Here is a 15,706-nt window from a genome sequence, read left to right as displayed (position 1 = left end):
AAGTATAATCTATTTGCCTAAAATAAAACAGAGTCGAGAAATCATTTTTACTCGAAAGGTGAAAAGTAATTCAGGTAAACAAAAAAAGAGGTTGACCCTTGAGTCAGCCTCTAATATATTTCATATTTTGCTTCTAAATCATCTTTTGGATGGGTTAGCTTTGTTTCAATAACTTTAAGTAAGGAGATACTTAGTGGGAATTTAACCATAGTAACAAGTTTACTTGGGTAAACTAATTTTTGACACGTTTCATGATAAGGTGTAAGAACCATATCTGCCACATCTTCATCAAAAGTATCTAAATAACAAACTTGATGATTGAAAAATAAATCTAAATATTCTTTAATTTGTTGCTGTTGAAAGCTATCAAAAGATGGTTCCATATAAATATTAATCACTTGATCTAAATTACTAGGATCGATAAAGTACAATAATCTAAATAAATACTGCTGTAGTAAAGTATTTATCTCTCTGTCAGAGATAAGTTTTTGATCAATTAAATGCTCTTGCAAGAGTTGTGTGATTTTTTTACAAAGAGACGGATGCCTACTTAGATCATATTGGACATCCATACTATATTTATAGTCAAAAACTAAATCACCATATTTCATGGTTAAGTAATTAATATAAAATAAATTTTGTGTGATAGTCTCAGATTCACTAGGAGTTAAAGGCTTTAATAACCCTTTAATTTGATTGAAGATAGCAATGGTATGTGTGCAAATCGGTAAGTCATTTTTTTGAGAATGACGATAAACGATATTTGTTACTTCATTTCTATTTAACTCATTATCTAAAGATATAATATAAAAGTAGAATGTTATTTCTCTTTCATCAAAGACAAGATACTGATTAAATAAGGCTCTAATGGCCGGATAGAACTCATGGTTTTTTAAAGTCATAGTAATACTATCATCAAATGTTACTTTTTTATTTAAACTGATACGTTGCAGGTGGATTAAGAAGCGATTAATTAGACGGATTTTTTTCATTTGAGATAACTTGATATTCATCTCTGTAAAAAACTCAGTGAATACGTCTTCGATTTTATTGTAATCAATGCCCTCAATCTGGTATAGAGGTTCTCTGTTGGTCATTTTAGAGATTAGCGAAATAAAAAATCTGATTTTTTCTTCATCACCAGTTAATTGAAAGCGATAAATATCTAAACCATAATACTGACAAGTTTCTTTTATACGCTTTAAATTCTTTCTAACGGTTGTTTCACTAATAAAATATTTTTGTGAGTAATTAGCAACAGACGTCATACGGTGATTAATAATATCTTGTAAAAGAATAATAGTTAGACTATTTTGAATAGTAAATTTTTTGAAATCTTCGAATTCATTTTTATAATCAATAATCCTAATACCTTTTGTTTTAAAGTATAAAATTTTTAAGTCGTTTGGTGTATCTTCATCAAATGCTTCTTTTAGACTAAAAATATCTTTGAAATAGTGCTGAACAGTTCGTTCCGAAATATCTAGCTCCTCAGATATAGAGGAAGTCTTTGTCCACCTGTTATTTTTATATATTTCATTTAATATAGCTAGATTAGTCTTTACTTTTGGTTCTAGTAATTTATAAATCAATCGGAATTCCCCTTTCTATGAACAAAACTAATATCATTCTTGTATAAAAATTATAGTATTTTTTTGAGGACAACACAATGTTATTTTTTATTTTTTTTTCGTTTCGTAAGCAAGAAATAAAAACAACATGGGGGTATCGAACTGATAAACTTAGTGACATAACCGTTGAAGAGGAACAGAGTAGTATATAAAATAATGGTGATACAGTGCTTTTACTTATAATTCTTTAAAAACTTTTTAAAAACAAGAAGTATGAGATTTTTATTTATAAAAATGAAATATGGTGTCTTATATTTAGTCAATTACGCCTTTATTTTAACAGAATAAAGGGTAGATTATATACTTCTTGATAGAATTTTTATATTTTACACACCTTTAACGAAAAAACTTATAATATAGCATCAAAAAATTAAAGCATACTATTAAAATAAGTTTAATTGAACGAGGAAAGGCGTTATTCTATAAAAAAAAAGAGATATGTAGTAGTATGAGGGTAGTACATTTGTACATAATCCTTATTTTTTTATAGAAATTATTTAATCATGAGTATTTTGTTTAGCTACTATAATGAATAATGGAAAAAATGTGTGATAATTTAGGAGAACAGGAATTAAAAGTTTTTTTTTTCAATTGAACGGACGAAAAAGAAGAAATAGTGTAGTAATTTTTTATCTATAATTAACATGTGACCTGTTCTTTTATGAGTCACCAACTAAGTTTGAAAGGAGAATCAAAAGTAGCAGTACGGGAGAATAAATAACAAGATAATTAAATAGCTATTCTATACTATTCAAATTATTTTATTGACGTTCATTGTCATAGATTATTAAAACGTGTTCTCCAGTAAGATTCTTCTTCTTTGAAACTTCAAAGAAAAGTATTGGGAGATATAAAAATTGATTTGTTTGAGTATGAAGAGACAAGGATAAAAAAATTGTACAAGTACTAAAGTCTCGTTCTAATGCTTACATGATTTTAATTGATGATGTGATTGTGATCCGTAAAGGATGAGTAAGTATAAGAATCTATTAGCAATTACTCCAATGGCCTTTGTATTACTTTTCATTAGTTAAAAGTAATAGAGGGGAAGACAGAGCCAACTAATAAAAAGAAATTATTTTAAACTTTTTAAGAAAAAGGCATTACTATACACGTTTAACATCTACTTACAAATATGAGGTCATATTATATTATGACACCCATAACCGTTGTTTGTTGTAACAATCTACATAGTAAGTTCTTAGATTGGTAGTAAGGCTTTGGTAATAAGCTGGTAAATACCATGCTATTAGCCAATGTTTTCAAATAACAGTAGAATTTATTACGATAATCTACTTTGTAGTTGGAACATGATCATATGTGTTTGATACACCTAAATTAATAAGAATCCTTTATTTATATTCCAATGTGTTAGTATTATTGTTTTATTAGTTTTATCATAGATAAGCTACAAATTAACTAATTTAAATAATAAAAAATCATGAGTAATTAGACATTAACGAATGAAGCGAGTCAAGCATATAAAGACAGTTAAAGAAGAATTTAAAAAAATGACGAGTAACAAAACATTATTGATTTCTGTTATTGTTATTATTTTAATTCCCATGTTGGCAGCCAGTGTATTAGGTAAGTCGATGTGGAACCCAACAGATTTATCGAAAAATTTACCCGTAGCTGTGGTAAATGAAGATAAGAATGTTGAAATGATGGGAACGAAAGTGAACGTCGGAGAACAACTTGTTGCTAACTTAAAAGACAACAAAGATTTAAAGTGGGAGTTTGTCAGTAAAGAAGAAGCAGAAAAAGGAATGAAGGATTTATGCTACTATATGACTATAACGTTTCCTGAGAACCTTTCAAAAGATGTCACAACTTTATTTGATCCAAACCCAACCCCATTAGAAATTATTTATTCAACAAATGGTTCCCTAAGTTATTTAGGGTCAGTTGTAGGAACTGTGGCAGCCTCAACTATTGAAAGTCAACTACGTGAAAATATCACAGAACAGTATTTAGATGCTGTGGTAAAAGCTGGTGGGGAAGCTGTGAAAGAAATCCCAACGGTTTTAGATGGTGTCGATCAATTACCTGGTGGATACACACCACCAGAAAGATTTGTAAGAGCTGCATTCTTTAAAGAGCATACAAATCAAGCTGTTAATGAAATTGATGGTGTAAGTAATGCTTATCATATCTTAGCTACAGTACGTATTCCTAAAGGTGTTGTTGTGACACCAGAAAAACAAGAAGACTACTCATTATATGTTGGTTCTATGTGTAACGAATCAAGAACTTACTACTATAATGGCTATGATAATAACCAAATTGCTAAAGCAACAATTACTGACGAATTATTAGAAAAAACTGAACCAGTTATATTCGCAGTTGATAGAGAACAAACAATTAAAGACTTACAAGCTAACTAATTTATTTTGATAGCTACAGATTAATAGTGAAAAATAACTAATCGTAGTGTATTGAATTGTGAGTTTTTAGTAAGAGTGAGTTCGAGGCACAATGCTTGACACTCTAATTAATCAGGTATATAATGTCTTTATAGGATATATAATATAATACATTTTTAAAAAAAAGAAAGGAAGTAATTATTATGACAGATTACGCAAAAAAACAAGAAAAAGCAATTGATAAAATCGCAGAGGTTTTAACTAGCTTAGACAAAAACTTAAACAATATCGATGCAGAAGTTGCAAAAGGTAAAGAGCATTCATTAAAATGCTGGTTTGAAGAGAAAAAAGCTACTCATGACATCAAAAAAATTCTTCATGAAATTGATAAATATGACAAATATGATGAAAAAGAATTAGATGAAATCAACAAAGAGTACGCAAAATACACATCAACAGCTGATGATAAATCTGACGACAAAAAATAATTTTAACTAATATCTAGTTAAAGTGAAATATGCTTTAAATAGCACAGGGGGAAAATAATTTTATGAAAAAAATGACAATTTTAGGTACAACACTAGCAGCAACTTTATTAGTAGCTTTAAGTGGATGTGGTCAAAAAGAAGAAGTTAAAGGTAACATTGAAGAAGGATCAATCGAAGCAACAACTACTGAAACATTAGATAATGGTGAAGAAGTAGACATAGCTGAGGGAACATTAAAAGAAGATGGCTCATTTAAAGAAGTTATCCATGATGGAAACGATCCTAAAGTTAAGTTTGAAGCAACATACAAAACTGACTGGACAGAAACTTGGGAAGATGTGAAATTTGACATCGATCAAGCTAAAATTGTTGAAGTTGATAAATACAAAGACAATGATGGTAATGAATTCAAAGGTTTAATGGCTCTACATTATACTTTAGAAAACCAAGGAACTGAAGAAGTTAAAGTTCGTCCTAGCGAAGCTACTTTAATTTTAGAAGATGGTACTGAAATCAAAGGTGAACACTTAGCAGATTACTGGGAAGATATCTTTGAAAAAGATAAAAAACGTGACGGACACGTTCACTTCAAATTTACTGAATTAAGCCAAATTGATCAAGCAAAAGAAATCAAATTAACATTTGATGGACATAAAAAAGGTGACGAAGAAGATAAAGTTTCTCATACATTTGATGTAAACTTACCTTTAGAGTTACAAAAATAAAGTTAAGACAAGCGGAATAATTTATTATTCCGCTTGATTTTTTAAGTCTATAATTTTTGGCTCTTCGTCAAATCGTGTTGATATTTAAAAATTGATAAAATAAGGCTCTTTGTCAAATGATGTGGATGAGTAAAATTAAGTGAATTTAGGCAGCAGAAACCGAATGGTTTTTGCTGCTTTTTTGTTTGTGTCAATCGAACATAAAAATGTCCCAAAATGAGGGCTCACATTAGCGCAATCTTTACTGCGTAAAACTTGCACTAATGTGACCATTATTGGTAAAATAAGGTACTTTTTGTTTCAGGCTGTTTTTTCAGCCTCATATTCTTCGATAGTACGGTCAATACTTTGAAGATACCTTTTGAAAGACTCAAGTTTCCACGGATGTGACTGTGGTGGAATGTACTTGCGTCTTTCTTTTTTTATATCTGAAGAAACCCCATCAAACTCTTTTGAATAGGTCTCGTGGGTTTTTAATCGTCTAGTAGGATAAATTTTTTCTGCTATATTAACATAAATCTCCCCGTTAAAAGCTTTTATAATTAATGCTTTTGTTTTTCTTGTAAAATATTTGTCGCTACTACCTTCCATTGGAAGATAAAATTTATTTTGATACTTAATATGATGGCCATTATCGACTATACGATGAGAGACAGTAGCTAGTAATAAATTAATTTCAGCTGTTGTAGGAGAAGTTTCATAAACACTTTCTGCAGTTTTGTGACCAAATTGTCGATTAAACTTTCGAATCCATACAGATAGAAATTGATTAGCCTCCTCTATAGAATGTATATTTGCTATCTCAAGATCAACAGGCAATCTTGATTGCACTGTCCCATTTAAACGTTCTACACGACCTTTCGCTTGAGGAATAGAGGATGTTTTTATGTCAATACCTAATTGATGACAAGCAAACCCAAACTGCGTGAACGTATCTTCTTCTACAGCTTTTGTTGATTTTCTGTTGTACTCAAAGACGGTTCGTTTATCTGTTAGAAAAGTGGCAGGAATCCCTTGTTTTGTCAGAATTTGATGAAGAACATGGTAATAACCATTGAGCGTTTCCTGTTGGTCAAAATAAGCGCCAACAATATTACCTGATGCGTCGTCAATAGCTAAATGAAGATGAGTTATTTGATTTCCAAACCAATTATATGAACTAGCATCTAATTGAATTAATTCTCCTTTGTATTTTTTTCTAGGTCGACTAGGATGGGTCTTTTCAGGGAGTTCTAGGTAGTCTTCAGCTCTTGGAACCAATAGGTTCTCTGATTGTTTGGTTTGTTGACCTTCTTGCTTTATTAATTGTTTGAGTCTTCTTTTTGTCTTTTTTTGAGCCTTTGGTGAAAGTATTTTTGCTTTGTACAGGATGCTTCTAATTGTAGTATCTGTATAACAGATATGATGGTCGTTTTTCAGTATTTCAGTAAAATGCCTAATATTTGGTTTAATACTAAACGATTGATAACTAGTGATTATTTGTTGTTTTACTTTTTCAGGCACAGAGTGCTTATTTTTTCTCCCTCGATTTTTATGGACAAATGCTGATTTACCATTTTCCCTGTATGATTTCACTAAACGGTTAATTTGTCGTATAGATAAATTAAGTTCAACACTAGCTCTCTTTTTTTGTTTTTTATTTTCAGCGACAGCTTTAATAACTTGATACTTTTTGGTTTCATTCATTGTTAGATTTATCCTTTTCATAAAGTTATTTTATCATTTTGGGACATTTTGTCTTTCGACCTACTTAGGACATTATCACTTTCGAATGATAAAATTTACAAAAAATAAAATAAGTATTTGCAAAAAGGAGAGCAGTGTTATATACTATCTTAGGTATGTTAAGAACTTGACATAACTAAATCCACATTCGTTGTATATTTTTTAAGAGGTGCTTGACCTAGTTTAAGTCCTTAAAAGAGCTTTAAAACAACGAAGAGGAAACTAAAAAACCATATTGGAGGAAACAAAACATGGCAGTAATCAGCATGAAACAATTACTTGAAGCAGGTGTACATTTCGGACACCAAACACGTCGTTGGAACCCAAAAATGAAGAAATATATCTTCACTGAAAGAAACGGTATCTACATCATCGACTTACAAAAAACAGTTCGTTTAGTAGACGATGCTTACAACTACATGAGAAATGTAGCTGAAGATGGCGGAATCGCTTTATTCGTTGGAACTAAAAAACAAGCTCAAGAAGCAATTAAAGACGAAGCAATTCGTTCAGGTCAATACTATGTAAACCACCGTTGGTTAGGTGGAACATTAACTAACTGGGATACAATCCAAAAACGTATTGCGCGCTTAAAAGAAATCACAGCTATGGAAGAAGACGGAATTTTTGAAGTACTTCCTAAAAAAGAAGTTGCTGGTCTAATGAAACAACGTGAAAGATTAGAAAAATTCTTAGGTGGTATCGCTGATATGCCAAGAATTCCAGATGTTATGTACATCGTTGATCCACGTAAAGAGCGTATTGCTGTTCAAGAAGCTCATAAATTAAATATCCCAATCGTAGCTATGGTTGATACTAACTGTGATCCAGATGAGATCGATGTTGTTATCCCATCTAACGATGATGCTATCCGCGCAGTTAAATTAATTACTGGTAAAATGGCAGATGCTTTCATCGAAGGCCGTCAAGGTGAAGATGAAGTTGCTGAAGAAGTATTTGAAGAAACTGTAACTGAAGCTACTTCAATTGAAGAAATTGTTGAAGTTGTTGAAGGTAAAAGTGCTGAATAAGCAAAATAAATAAACAAAAAAGCTATTTAAGGCTACGGGTAAAGGTGAACGAAGTAGCCATATGTATCTTGTACCTTAAGTAGCTTTTCTTTTTTAAAATAATGAATAGTTAATGAAACTTAGGAGGAAATCGTAAATGTCTAAAATTAGTGCTTCTATGGTAAAAGAATTACGTGAACGTACAGGTGTTGGAATGATGGATGCTAAACGTGCGTTAGTTGATGTTGATGGAGATATGGATAAAGCTATCGACTTATTAAGAGAAAAAGGTATGGCCAAAGCTGGTAAGAAAAATGACCGTATCGCAGCTGAAGGATTAGCAAATGTATATGTTGCAGGAAACACTGCGGCTATCGTTGAGGTTAACTCTGAAACTGACTTTGTTGCTAAAAATGAAATGTTCCAAGATTTAGTACAAAACATTGCTAAATTAGTAGCTGAAAACAAACCAGCAACAATGGAAGAAGCTTTAGCAATTAAAACTGATAAAGGAACAATTGATTCAGATATCGTTGAAGCAACTCAAGTAATTGGTGAGAGAATTAACTTCCGTCGTTTTGATGTTCTTGAAAAAGATGATAACGCAGCATTTGGTGGTTACTTACATATGGGTGGCCGTATCGCTGTTATCGCTGAATTAGAAGGAACAACTGACGAAGGTGCTGCTAAAGACGTTGCAATGCACGTTGCTGCAATTAATCCTCGTTATGTATCTAAAGACCAAGTATCTCAAGATGAATTAGATCATGAGAAAAAAGTGTTAACTGAGCAAGCTTTAAATGAAGGTAAACCAGAAAATATCGTTGAAAAAATGGTTATTGGACGTATGAATAAATTCTTAGCTGAAATTTGTTTAGTTGACCAACCATTTGTTAAAGATCCAGATATGACTGTTGAAAAATTTGTTGCATCTAAAGGTGGAAAAGTTAAAGGATTCGTACGTTTTGAAGTTGGAGAAGGAATCGAAAAACGTGAAGAAAACTTTGCTGATGAAGTTGCAAATCAAATGAAATAATCGTCATCAATCAGGAACGCATTTATTGTAACTTATAATATATGCGCTCCTTTTTTTTAGAAAAAAATCGTTAATTATTAAGAGTAACAAGGATAAAACTGGAGGTAAGACAATGGTAGAACCGAAATATCGTAGAGTATTATTAAAAGTCAGTGGTGAGGCCTTAGCTGGAGAAAAGGGCTTCGGGATAAATCCACCAGTAGTTAATGAGTTAGTCAAAGAAATTAAAGAGATTCATGAGTTAGGTGTTGAAGTTGCCATTGTGGTTGGTGGTGGAAATATTTGGCGTGGGAATATTGGCTCTGAGATGGGAATGGAACGCTCACAAGCAGATTATATGGGAATGCTTGCTACTGTTATGAATGGTCTGGCTTTACAGGATACACTGGAAAATTTAGGTGTACCAACCCGAGTACAAACCTCTATTGAAATGCGTCAAATTGCAGAACCTTATATTAGAAGACGTGCTATTAGACATTTAGAAAAAAATCGTGTTGTTATATTTGCTGGTGGAACGGGTAACCCATATTTCACAACAGATACAACGGCAGCTCTAAGAGCAGTAGAAATTGGTGCAGATGTTATTTTAATGGCTAAAAACAATGTTGATGGCGTGTATTCTGCTGATCCCAAATTGGATAACACTGCTACCAAATATGAAGAATTAACCCATATGGATGTTATTTCAAAAGGATTATCTGTCATGGATTCAACAGCAAGTAGCTTGAGTATGGATAATAATATTCCACTTGTTGTCTTTAATATGAATGAAGTTGGAAACATTAAAAAAGTATGTTTAGGTGAAAATATCGGAACTACTGTAAGGGGGAAATAATTATGAGTCAAACAATTATTAATGAAGCAAAAGATAAAATGATAAAATCAGAAGAAAGCTTACAACGTGAACTTGGTCAAATTAGAGCAGGACGTGCTAATGCTAGTCTTTTAGACCGTATTCAAGTAGAATATTACGGTGTACCAACACCTCTAAATCAAATTGCATCTATCACTATTCCAGAAGCACGTGTCTTAATGATTACACCATTTGATAAAACAGCAATGGAAGATATCGAAAAATCAATTTTAATGAGTGATATTGGTATTAGCCCATCAAATGATGGGACAGTGATTCGTTTAGTGATTCCTCAATTAACTGAAGAAAGACGTAAAGAAATCGCTAAAGAAGTTAGTAAGCAAGGCGAAAATGCTAAAATTGCTATACGTAACATCAGACGTGATGCGATTGATTCACTAAAAAAATCTGAAAAAGATAAAGAGATTTCTGAAGATGAATTAAGAACATATGAACAAGAAGTTCAAACAATTACTGATGCAAGTAGTAAAAATATTGATAAGATTGTTTTAACAAAAGAAGAAGAAATTTTAGAAGTTTAATAAAATATAGAGATAAATATTTAAAAGTTGAGCCAGTTTTAGGTTCAACTTTTTTTTTGGAAAAATAACTAGAGGTGAAATAGCATCATAAATGAAAATTTATATAAAAAAACTATAAATTTCCTTTTTTAATAGGTTTTTTTGTTGGCTTTTGCTACAATAAGGAGAGTGTATTTTTAGACGTCAGTCTTTTTAGGGGGCTTTTATATGTTCAATTTATTTAAAAAAGAGTCAAAGGATTCTAATTTAGATTCAGGCGAAGACCTGTTTGAGAAAAATGGAGAGATTCCTAAGCATATTGCTATTATTATGGATGGTAATGGTAGGTGGGCACAAAAAAAATTTTTACCACGAATTGCTGGTCATAAGGAAGGTATGAATAATGTTAAAACAATTACGACACATGCGAGTAGATTAGGTGTGAAAGTACTAACGTTATACGCTTTTTCAACAGAAAATTGGAAACGCCCAACATCTGAAGTTGATTTTTTAATGAAGCTACCTGTTGATTTTTTTGATGTCTTTGTACCTGATTTAATCAAAGAAAATGTAAGAGTAAACGTAATGGGGTATACAGAATATTTACCAGAGCACACTCAACAAGCTGTCTTTGATGCCATTGAGAAAACTAAGGATAATACAGGAATGATTTTAAATTTTGCTCTAAATTATGGTAGCCGTCAAGAAATATTGACTGCTGTCAATCGTTTAATAGAAGAGGGGAAAAATCAAAGACTAACCTCTGAAGTTGATGAAGATCTTTTTAGTGAGTACTTAATGACAGCAAGTCTGGGTAAAGAATATCAAGACCCAGATTTATTAATTCGTACAAGTGGAGAAGAAAGAATTAGTAATTTTTTACTTTGGCAAATAGCATATAGCGAATTATACTTCACAGACTGTTATTGGCCAGATTTTAAAACCAGAGATTTAGATATAGCAATCGGATCATTTCAGCATCGTCAAAGACGATTTGGTGGCTTAAATAAAGGAGAAGGAGTCGATTCAAAATGAAGCAACGGGTAATCACAGCAGTTATTGCATTAATCTTATTCATCCCGATTATTGTTATTGGTGGTGTAGCCTTACAGATTTTAGCAGCAGTTCTTGGTGGAATTGGTGTGTACGAGCTATTTAAAATGAGAGGTTGGGATATAAAAAAAATAGATGGTATTCTAGCTATCTTAGGTACAGTGTTGTTAATTTTACCAAGATCGACATGGTATGATTATTTACCAGAACCAGTTAATAGTATGTCATTATATTATTTTGTTGTTATGCTACTCTTGATTTTACCAGTTTTTTTACAAGGCAAATACTCTTTTGAAGGAGTGGCATTTCCAGTACTAGTTAGTTTATATGTTGGTATGGGATTTCAAAATTTTGTTTTAGCAAGAGAAGTTGGATTACATGTATTAATGTATGCTCTACTTGTAGTTTGGTCTACAGATATTGGTGCATACATGATTGGTAGAAAAATAGGTAAAAGAAAACTAGCTCCTCATATTTCTCCAAATAAAACTATGGAAGGTTCATTAGGTGGTATCCTTTGTGCTTTGGTTGTCGGGTTTGTTTACCCAATTTTCTGGCCACTACCTTATAATATGTTTGCCATGCTTATTTTAACTATTCTATTTTCTATTGTTGGACAATTAGGAGATTTAGTAGAATCATCTTACAAACGCTTCTATGGTGTAAAAGATTCTGGTAATATTCTACCAGGACATGGAGGTATCTTAGACCGTTTTGATAGTTTACTATTTGTATTTCCCTTTATGCATTTAATGGGATTATTCTAGTGAACGCTATTTTATGAAAGAAAGGATAACTAAATGAAAACATTTTTAACCTTTATATTTGTCTTTGGTTTGATTGTATTAATTCATGAGTTTGGCCATTTTATTTTAGCTAAACGTGGTGGTATTTTAGTTCGTGAATTTTCAATTGGTATGGGGCCAAAATTATTTTATCATCGTCATAATGGGACGACTTATACCGTTCGTCTGTTACCTGTTGGTGGCTATGTTCGTATGGCAGGAGAGGGAGAGGATGAGACGGACCTCTCTCCTGGTATGCCTTTATCTTTAGAGTTAAATGATCAAGGTGAGGTTATTAAGATTAACCCAACTAAAAAAGTTCACTTACCAAATAGTATTCCAGTAGAATTAATTTCTTGTGATTTAGTTGATGAACTTTATATCAAGGGTTATGAAAATGGTGATGAAACTAAGGAAAAAACATATCCTGTTAATCATGATGCTACTATTATTGAAGAGGACGGCATTGAAACTCAAATTGCTCCTCGTGATGTTCAGTTTCAATCAGCCTCTTTATCAAGACGTATTATGACCAATTTTGCAGGGCCTTTAAATAATTTTTTACTTGCGATTATCTTATTTATGATTGTGGCATTTATGAGTGGTGGAACTTATACAAGTGACCCATCTAACACAATAGGCGCTGTCATTGAAAACGGGGCAGCTCATGAAGTTGGTGTGAAACCAGGAGATAAAATTATTTCAGTCAATGAAGTAAAAACACCTTCTTATGAAGATATTGTCAAAAATGTATCGTCTAATTTAGGTAATTCCGTTCCAGTTGTTGTTGAAAATGATAAAGGTGAACAACGCTCTTTAACCTTAACACCTAAAAAAAGTGATGATGATCCAAACCGTGGTGTCATAGGAGTCCAGATGAATACGATATTTGAACCACTTAGTTTTATGGGGAAAATTAAATATGGGTTCACAGAGACAGCAAATAATTCACTAATGATTTTTAAAGCTTTAGGAGACTTAATTACAGGTTTTAGTTTAAATAAATTAGGTGGACCTGTTATGATTTTTAAAATGTCAGAATCAGTCTCAAACAGTGGGATTATTGCTATTCTTTCCTTTACAGCTATGTTGTCTGTTAACTTGGGGATTATGAATTTGATCCCGTTGCCAGGACTAGATGGTGGAAAGCTAGCTTTAAATGCTGTTGAGGGTGTTAGAGGTAAACCTTTAAGCCAAGAAAAAGAAGTCATGATTACAATGGTTGGTGTTGTTATCTTAGTTGGTTTAATGGTTGCTGTGACATGGAACGATATTCATAGATTCTTTATCCAATAAAAAAGAGAGAAAAAGGAGTTTACAATGAAACAATCAAAATTTTTTATGCCGACTTTACGTGAAGTACCTAGTGATGCTGAGGCAATGAGTCACAAGATTTTATTACGTGGTGGTTATATAAGACAAGTTTCGAGCGGTTACTATATTTATCTTCCACTAGCTTACAAAGTTATTCAAAAAATTGAAAAGATCATGCGAGAAGAGTTTGCTAAAATTGATGCTAATGAGATGTTAATGCCTGCTGTTATTCCTGCTGAATTATGGAAAGAAACAGGACGTTATACAACTTATGGCGATACGCTCATGACGTTTACAGGGGATAATGAAAAAGAATTCATTTTAGGCCCTACTCATGAAGAAACTTTTGCTGATTTAATCCGTCAAGATGTCAATTCATATAAGAAATTACCTTTATCACTTTATCAGATTCAAACAAAATATCGTGGTGAAAAACGTCCTCGTTTCGGGTTGTTAAGAGGTCGTGAGTTTATTATGAAGGATGCTTATTCATTCCATGCAAATAAAGAAAGTTTGGATGAGGGTTTTTTAGAGTTTGAAAAAGCTTATAAAAAAATATTTGATCGTTGTGGTTTAAACTACCGAGTTATTATTGGAGATGGTGGTGCCATGGGAAGTAATGATTCGAAAGAATTTATGGCTATTGCTGAAATTGGTGAGGATACCATCGTTTATTCAGAGGAAAGTGATTATTCAGCTAACTTAGAAATGGCTTCTAGTCAATTTGTTTCTAAGAAAAGCCATGAAACATATCTTGAGCTTGAAAAAATAGCGACACCTAATGTCGGTACAATTGCCGAAGTGAGTGAGTTCTTATCAGTTCCTGAAACCAAAACCATTAAATCTCTAGTTTATATGGCAGATAAAAAGCCAGTAATGGTTTTAATGCGTGGTGACCATGAGTTAAATGAAGTAAAGCTTGCTAATTATTTAGGAGCGACTCTTGTAGAACCTGCTAGCCAAGAGGAAATAAATCACTACTTAAAGACTGATGTTGGCTCAATTGGACCAGTTAATTTATCAGAAGAAATAACTTTGATTGCTGATCGACATGTTGAAGATATGACCAATGTTGTAGTAGGTGCAAATGAAACTGGCTTCCATTATAAAAATGTACAACCAGGAAGAGAATTTAAACCAACAGAGTATTTAGATTTACGTGTGGTAGAAGAAGGGGAGATATCTCCTGATGGTAGAGGAAAATTAAAATTTACTCGTGGTATTGAATTAGGTCATATTTTTAAACTAGGGACATTCTATTCTAAGAAAATGGGTGTTGATGTTTTAGATGAAAACGGTAAAAAAATACCTGTTCAAATGGGGAGCTATGGTATTGGTGTGAGTCGCTTATTATCAGCTATTGTTGAACAAGTGGCTGATGATTCTGGTATTAATTGGCCAACAGAAATTGCACCCTTTGATGTTCATATTATTCCAATTAATCCAAAAGATGAAACACAGTGGAATCTGGCAGTTGACATCGAAAAAGAGCTAGAAGAGCGTGGTCTAGATGTCTTAGTTGACGATAGAAAAGAGCGACCAGGTGTTAAATTTAAAGATGCTGACTTAGTTGGAGCTCCGTTTAGAATTACAGTTGGTAAAAAAGCTGATGAATCAATTGTTGAAGTGAAAATCAAAAAAACTGATGAGATGTTAGAGATTCGCCGAGATGAGCTTTATAGTACATTGAATATTTTAAATCATTAAAATAGTGATCAGCTAGATGTTGTAATAATAAATCGTATTAATGGATGATATCCACTAGTACGATTTGTTTATTTTTTTACATAAAATAAACAATCAAGAGATTTTCATTTATATTAAGTGACTTAGGAAGACTTAGCTTGCTATATTAGATAAGGCATAATTTGTATTTAATAAATATTTGACCTACATGTCTATTTCTAAGGTGTATTTTGTACAGAATTTAACTTTTTAAGTTAGCCTATTATGACATAAAAGAATAAAAAAATGTTATTACTTTAATTTTAAAGCTTGTTAAAGCCTATTGAGTTAGCTTTTTAAAAGAAAAACTAAAGATTGAAAAGTATGATATTACCTAGGATCTTAGGAAATAAAAATCTTTTATTTTGTTATAGTTTAAATTTATAAGATATTTAAATAACAGCATGATTTGACGTTGAACCTTTTTTTATTGTACATTAGTAAATGGTGCAACATTATTTTTTTATTAAAATA

Annotated in this window: 13 protein-coding genes; 11 read left to right on the top strand and 2 right to left on the bottom strand. The window is 31.9% G+C overall.

The genetic code is table 11. The features are described from left to right. Window positions 1-110 precede the first annotated feature (110 nt). Entirely contained in the window at window positions 111-1,592 is a 1,482-nt protein-coding gene (locus VSF34_RS07060; RefSeq protein ID WP_326716638.1) for a helix-turn-helix domain-containing protein, read from the bottom strand. Between the two features lie 1,502 nt (window positions 1,593-3,094). Between VSF34_RS07060 and VSF34_RS07055 the strand changes: the two genes are divergently transcribed. The 3 genes from VSF34_RS07055 (at window position 3,095) to VSF34_RS07045 (ending at window position 5,210) form a co-directional block, all read left to right on the top strand. Beyond that, window positions 3,095-4,018 carry a YhgE/Pip family protein gene (locus VSF34_RS07055; protein WP_326716637.1) on the top strand — a complete coding sequence of 308 codons (924 nt, stop codon included), beginning with the start codon at window positions 3,095-3,097 and terminating at the stop codon, window positions 4,016-4,018. A 182-nt stretch (window positions 4,019-4,200) separates the two neighbouring features. Then, entirely contained in the window at window positions 4,201-4,485 is a 285-nt protein-coding gene (locus VSF34_RS07050; protein WP_326716636.1) for a hypothetical protein, read from the top strand. A gap of 62 nt (window positions 4,486-4,547) precedes the next feature. Continuing rightward, window positions 4,548-5,210 (top strand): LptM family lipoprotein, encoded by a 663-nt coding sequence (locus VSF34_RS07045; RefSeq protein ID WP_326716635.1) that lies wholly within the window; start codon window positions 4,548-4,550, stop codon window positions 5,208-5,210. A 300-nt stretch (window positions 5,211-5,510) separates the two neighbouring features. Here the strand turns inward: VSF34_RS07045 and VSF34_RS07040 are convergent, their stop codons facing one another. Then, the gene (locus VSF34_RS07040; RefSeq protein WP_326716316.1) at window positions 5,511-6,896 is read right to left on the bottom strand and encodes an ISNCY family transposase; all 1,386 of its coding nucleotides are present in this window, start codon (window positions 6,894-6,896) and stop codon (window positions 5,511-5,513) included. 290 nt (window positions 6,897-7,186) lie between these two features. Between VSF34_RS07040 and rpsB the strand changes: the two genes are divergently transcribed. From rpsB to VSF34_RS07000, 8 genes are all read left to right on the top strand, one after another. Then, window positions 7,187-7,966 (top strand): 30S ribosomal protein S2, encoded by a 780-nt coding sequence (gene rpsB / locus VSF34_RS07035; RefSeq protein ID WP_326716634.1) that lies wholly within the window; start codon window positions 7,187-7,189, stop codon window positions 7,964-7,966. Between the two features lie 136 nt (window positions 7,967-8,102). Next, the gene (gene tsf, locus VSF34_RS07030) at window positions 8,103-8,981 is read left to right on the top strand and encodes a translation elongation factor Ts (RefSeq protein WP_326716633.1); all 879 of its coding nucleotides are present in this window, start codon (window positions 8,103-8,105) and stop codon (window positions 8,979-8,981) included. Window positions 8,982-9,093: 112 nt separating this feature from the next. Beyond that, the gene (gene pyrH, locus VSF34_RS07025) at window positions 9,094-9,816 is read left to right on the top strand and encodes a UMP kinase (RefSeq protein WP_326716632.1); all 723 of its coding nucleotides are present in this window, start codon (window positions 9,094-9,096) and stop codon (window positions 9,814-9,816) included. A 2-nt stretch (window positions 9,817-9,818) separates the two neighbouring features. Next, entirely contained in the window at window positions 9,819-10,376 is a 558-nt protein-coding gene (gene frr, locus VSF34_RS07020) for a ribosome recycling factor (protein ID WP_326716631.1), read from the top strand. A 207-nt stretch (window positions 10,377-10,583) separates the two neighbouring features. Further along, window positions 10,584-11,390 carry an undecaprenyl pyrophosphate synthase gene (gene uppS, locus VSF34_RS07015; protein WP_326716630.1) on the top strand — a complete coding sequence of 269 codons (807 nt, stop codon included), beginning with the start codon at window positions 10,584-10,586 and terminating at the stop codon, window positions 11,388-11,390. Further along, complete coding sequence (locus VSF34_RS07010; RefSeq protein WP_326716629.1) at window positions 11,387-12,175, top strand: phosphatidate cytidylyltransferase; 789 nt, start codon at window positions 11,387-11,389, stop codon at window positions 12,173-12,175. Before uppS ends, VSF34_RS07010 begins: the two co-directional genes overlap by 4 nt. Before the next feature lie 33 nt (window positions 12,176-12,208). After that, complete coding sequence (gene rseP / locus VSF34_RS07005; protein ID WP_326716628.1) at window positions 12,209-13,489, top strand: RIP metalloprotease RseP; 1,281 nt, start codon at window positions 12,209-12,211, stop codon at window positions 13,487-13,489. Window positions 13,490-13,513: 24 nt separating this feature from the next. After that, window positions 13,514-15,214, top strand: coding sequence for a proline--tRNA ligase (locus VSF34_RS07000; RefSeq protein ID WP_326716627.1), 1,701 nt, complete (start codon window positions 13,514-13,516; stop codon window positions 15,212-15,214). The last annotated feature ends 492 nt before the right edge of the window (window positions 15,215-15,706 follow it).

Origin of the sequence: Vagococcus jeotgali (assembly GCF_035918315.1) — a bacterium.
Classification (GTDB): Bacteria; Bacillota; Bacilli; order Lactobacillales; family Vagococcaceae; genus Vagococcus; species Vagococcus jeotgali.
The sequence above is the reverse complement of the archived record's forward strand: the minus strand, read 5'-3'. Positions and strand labels throughout refer to the sequence as shown.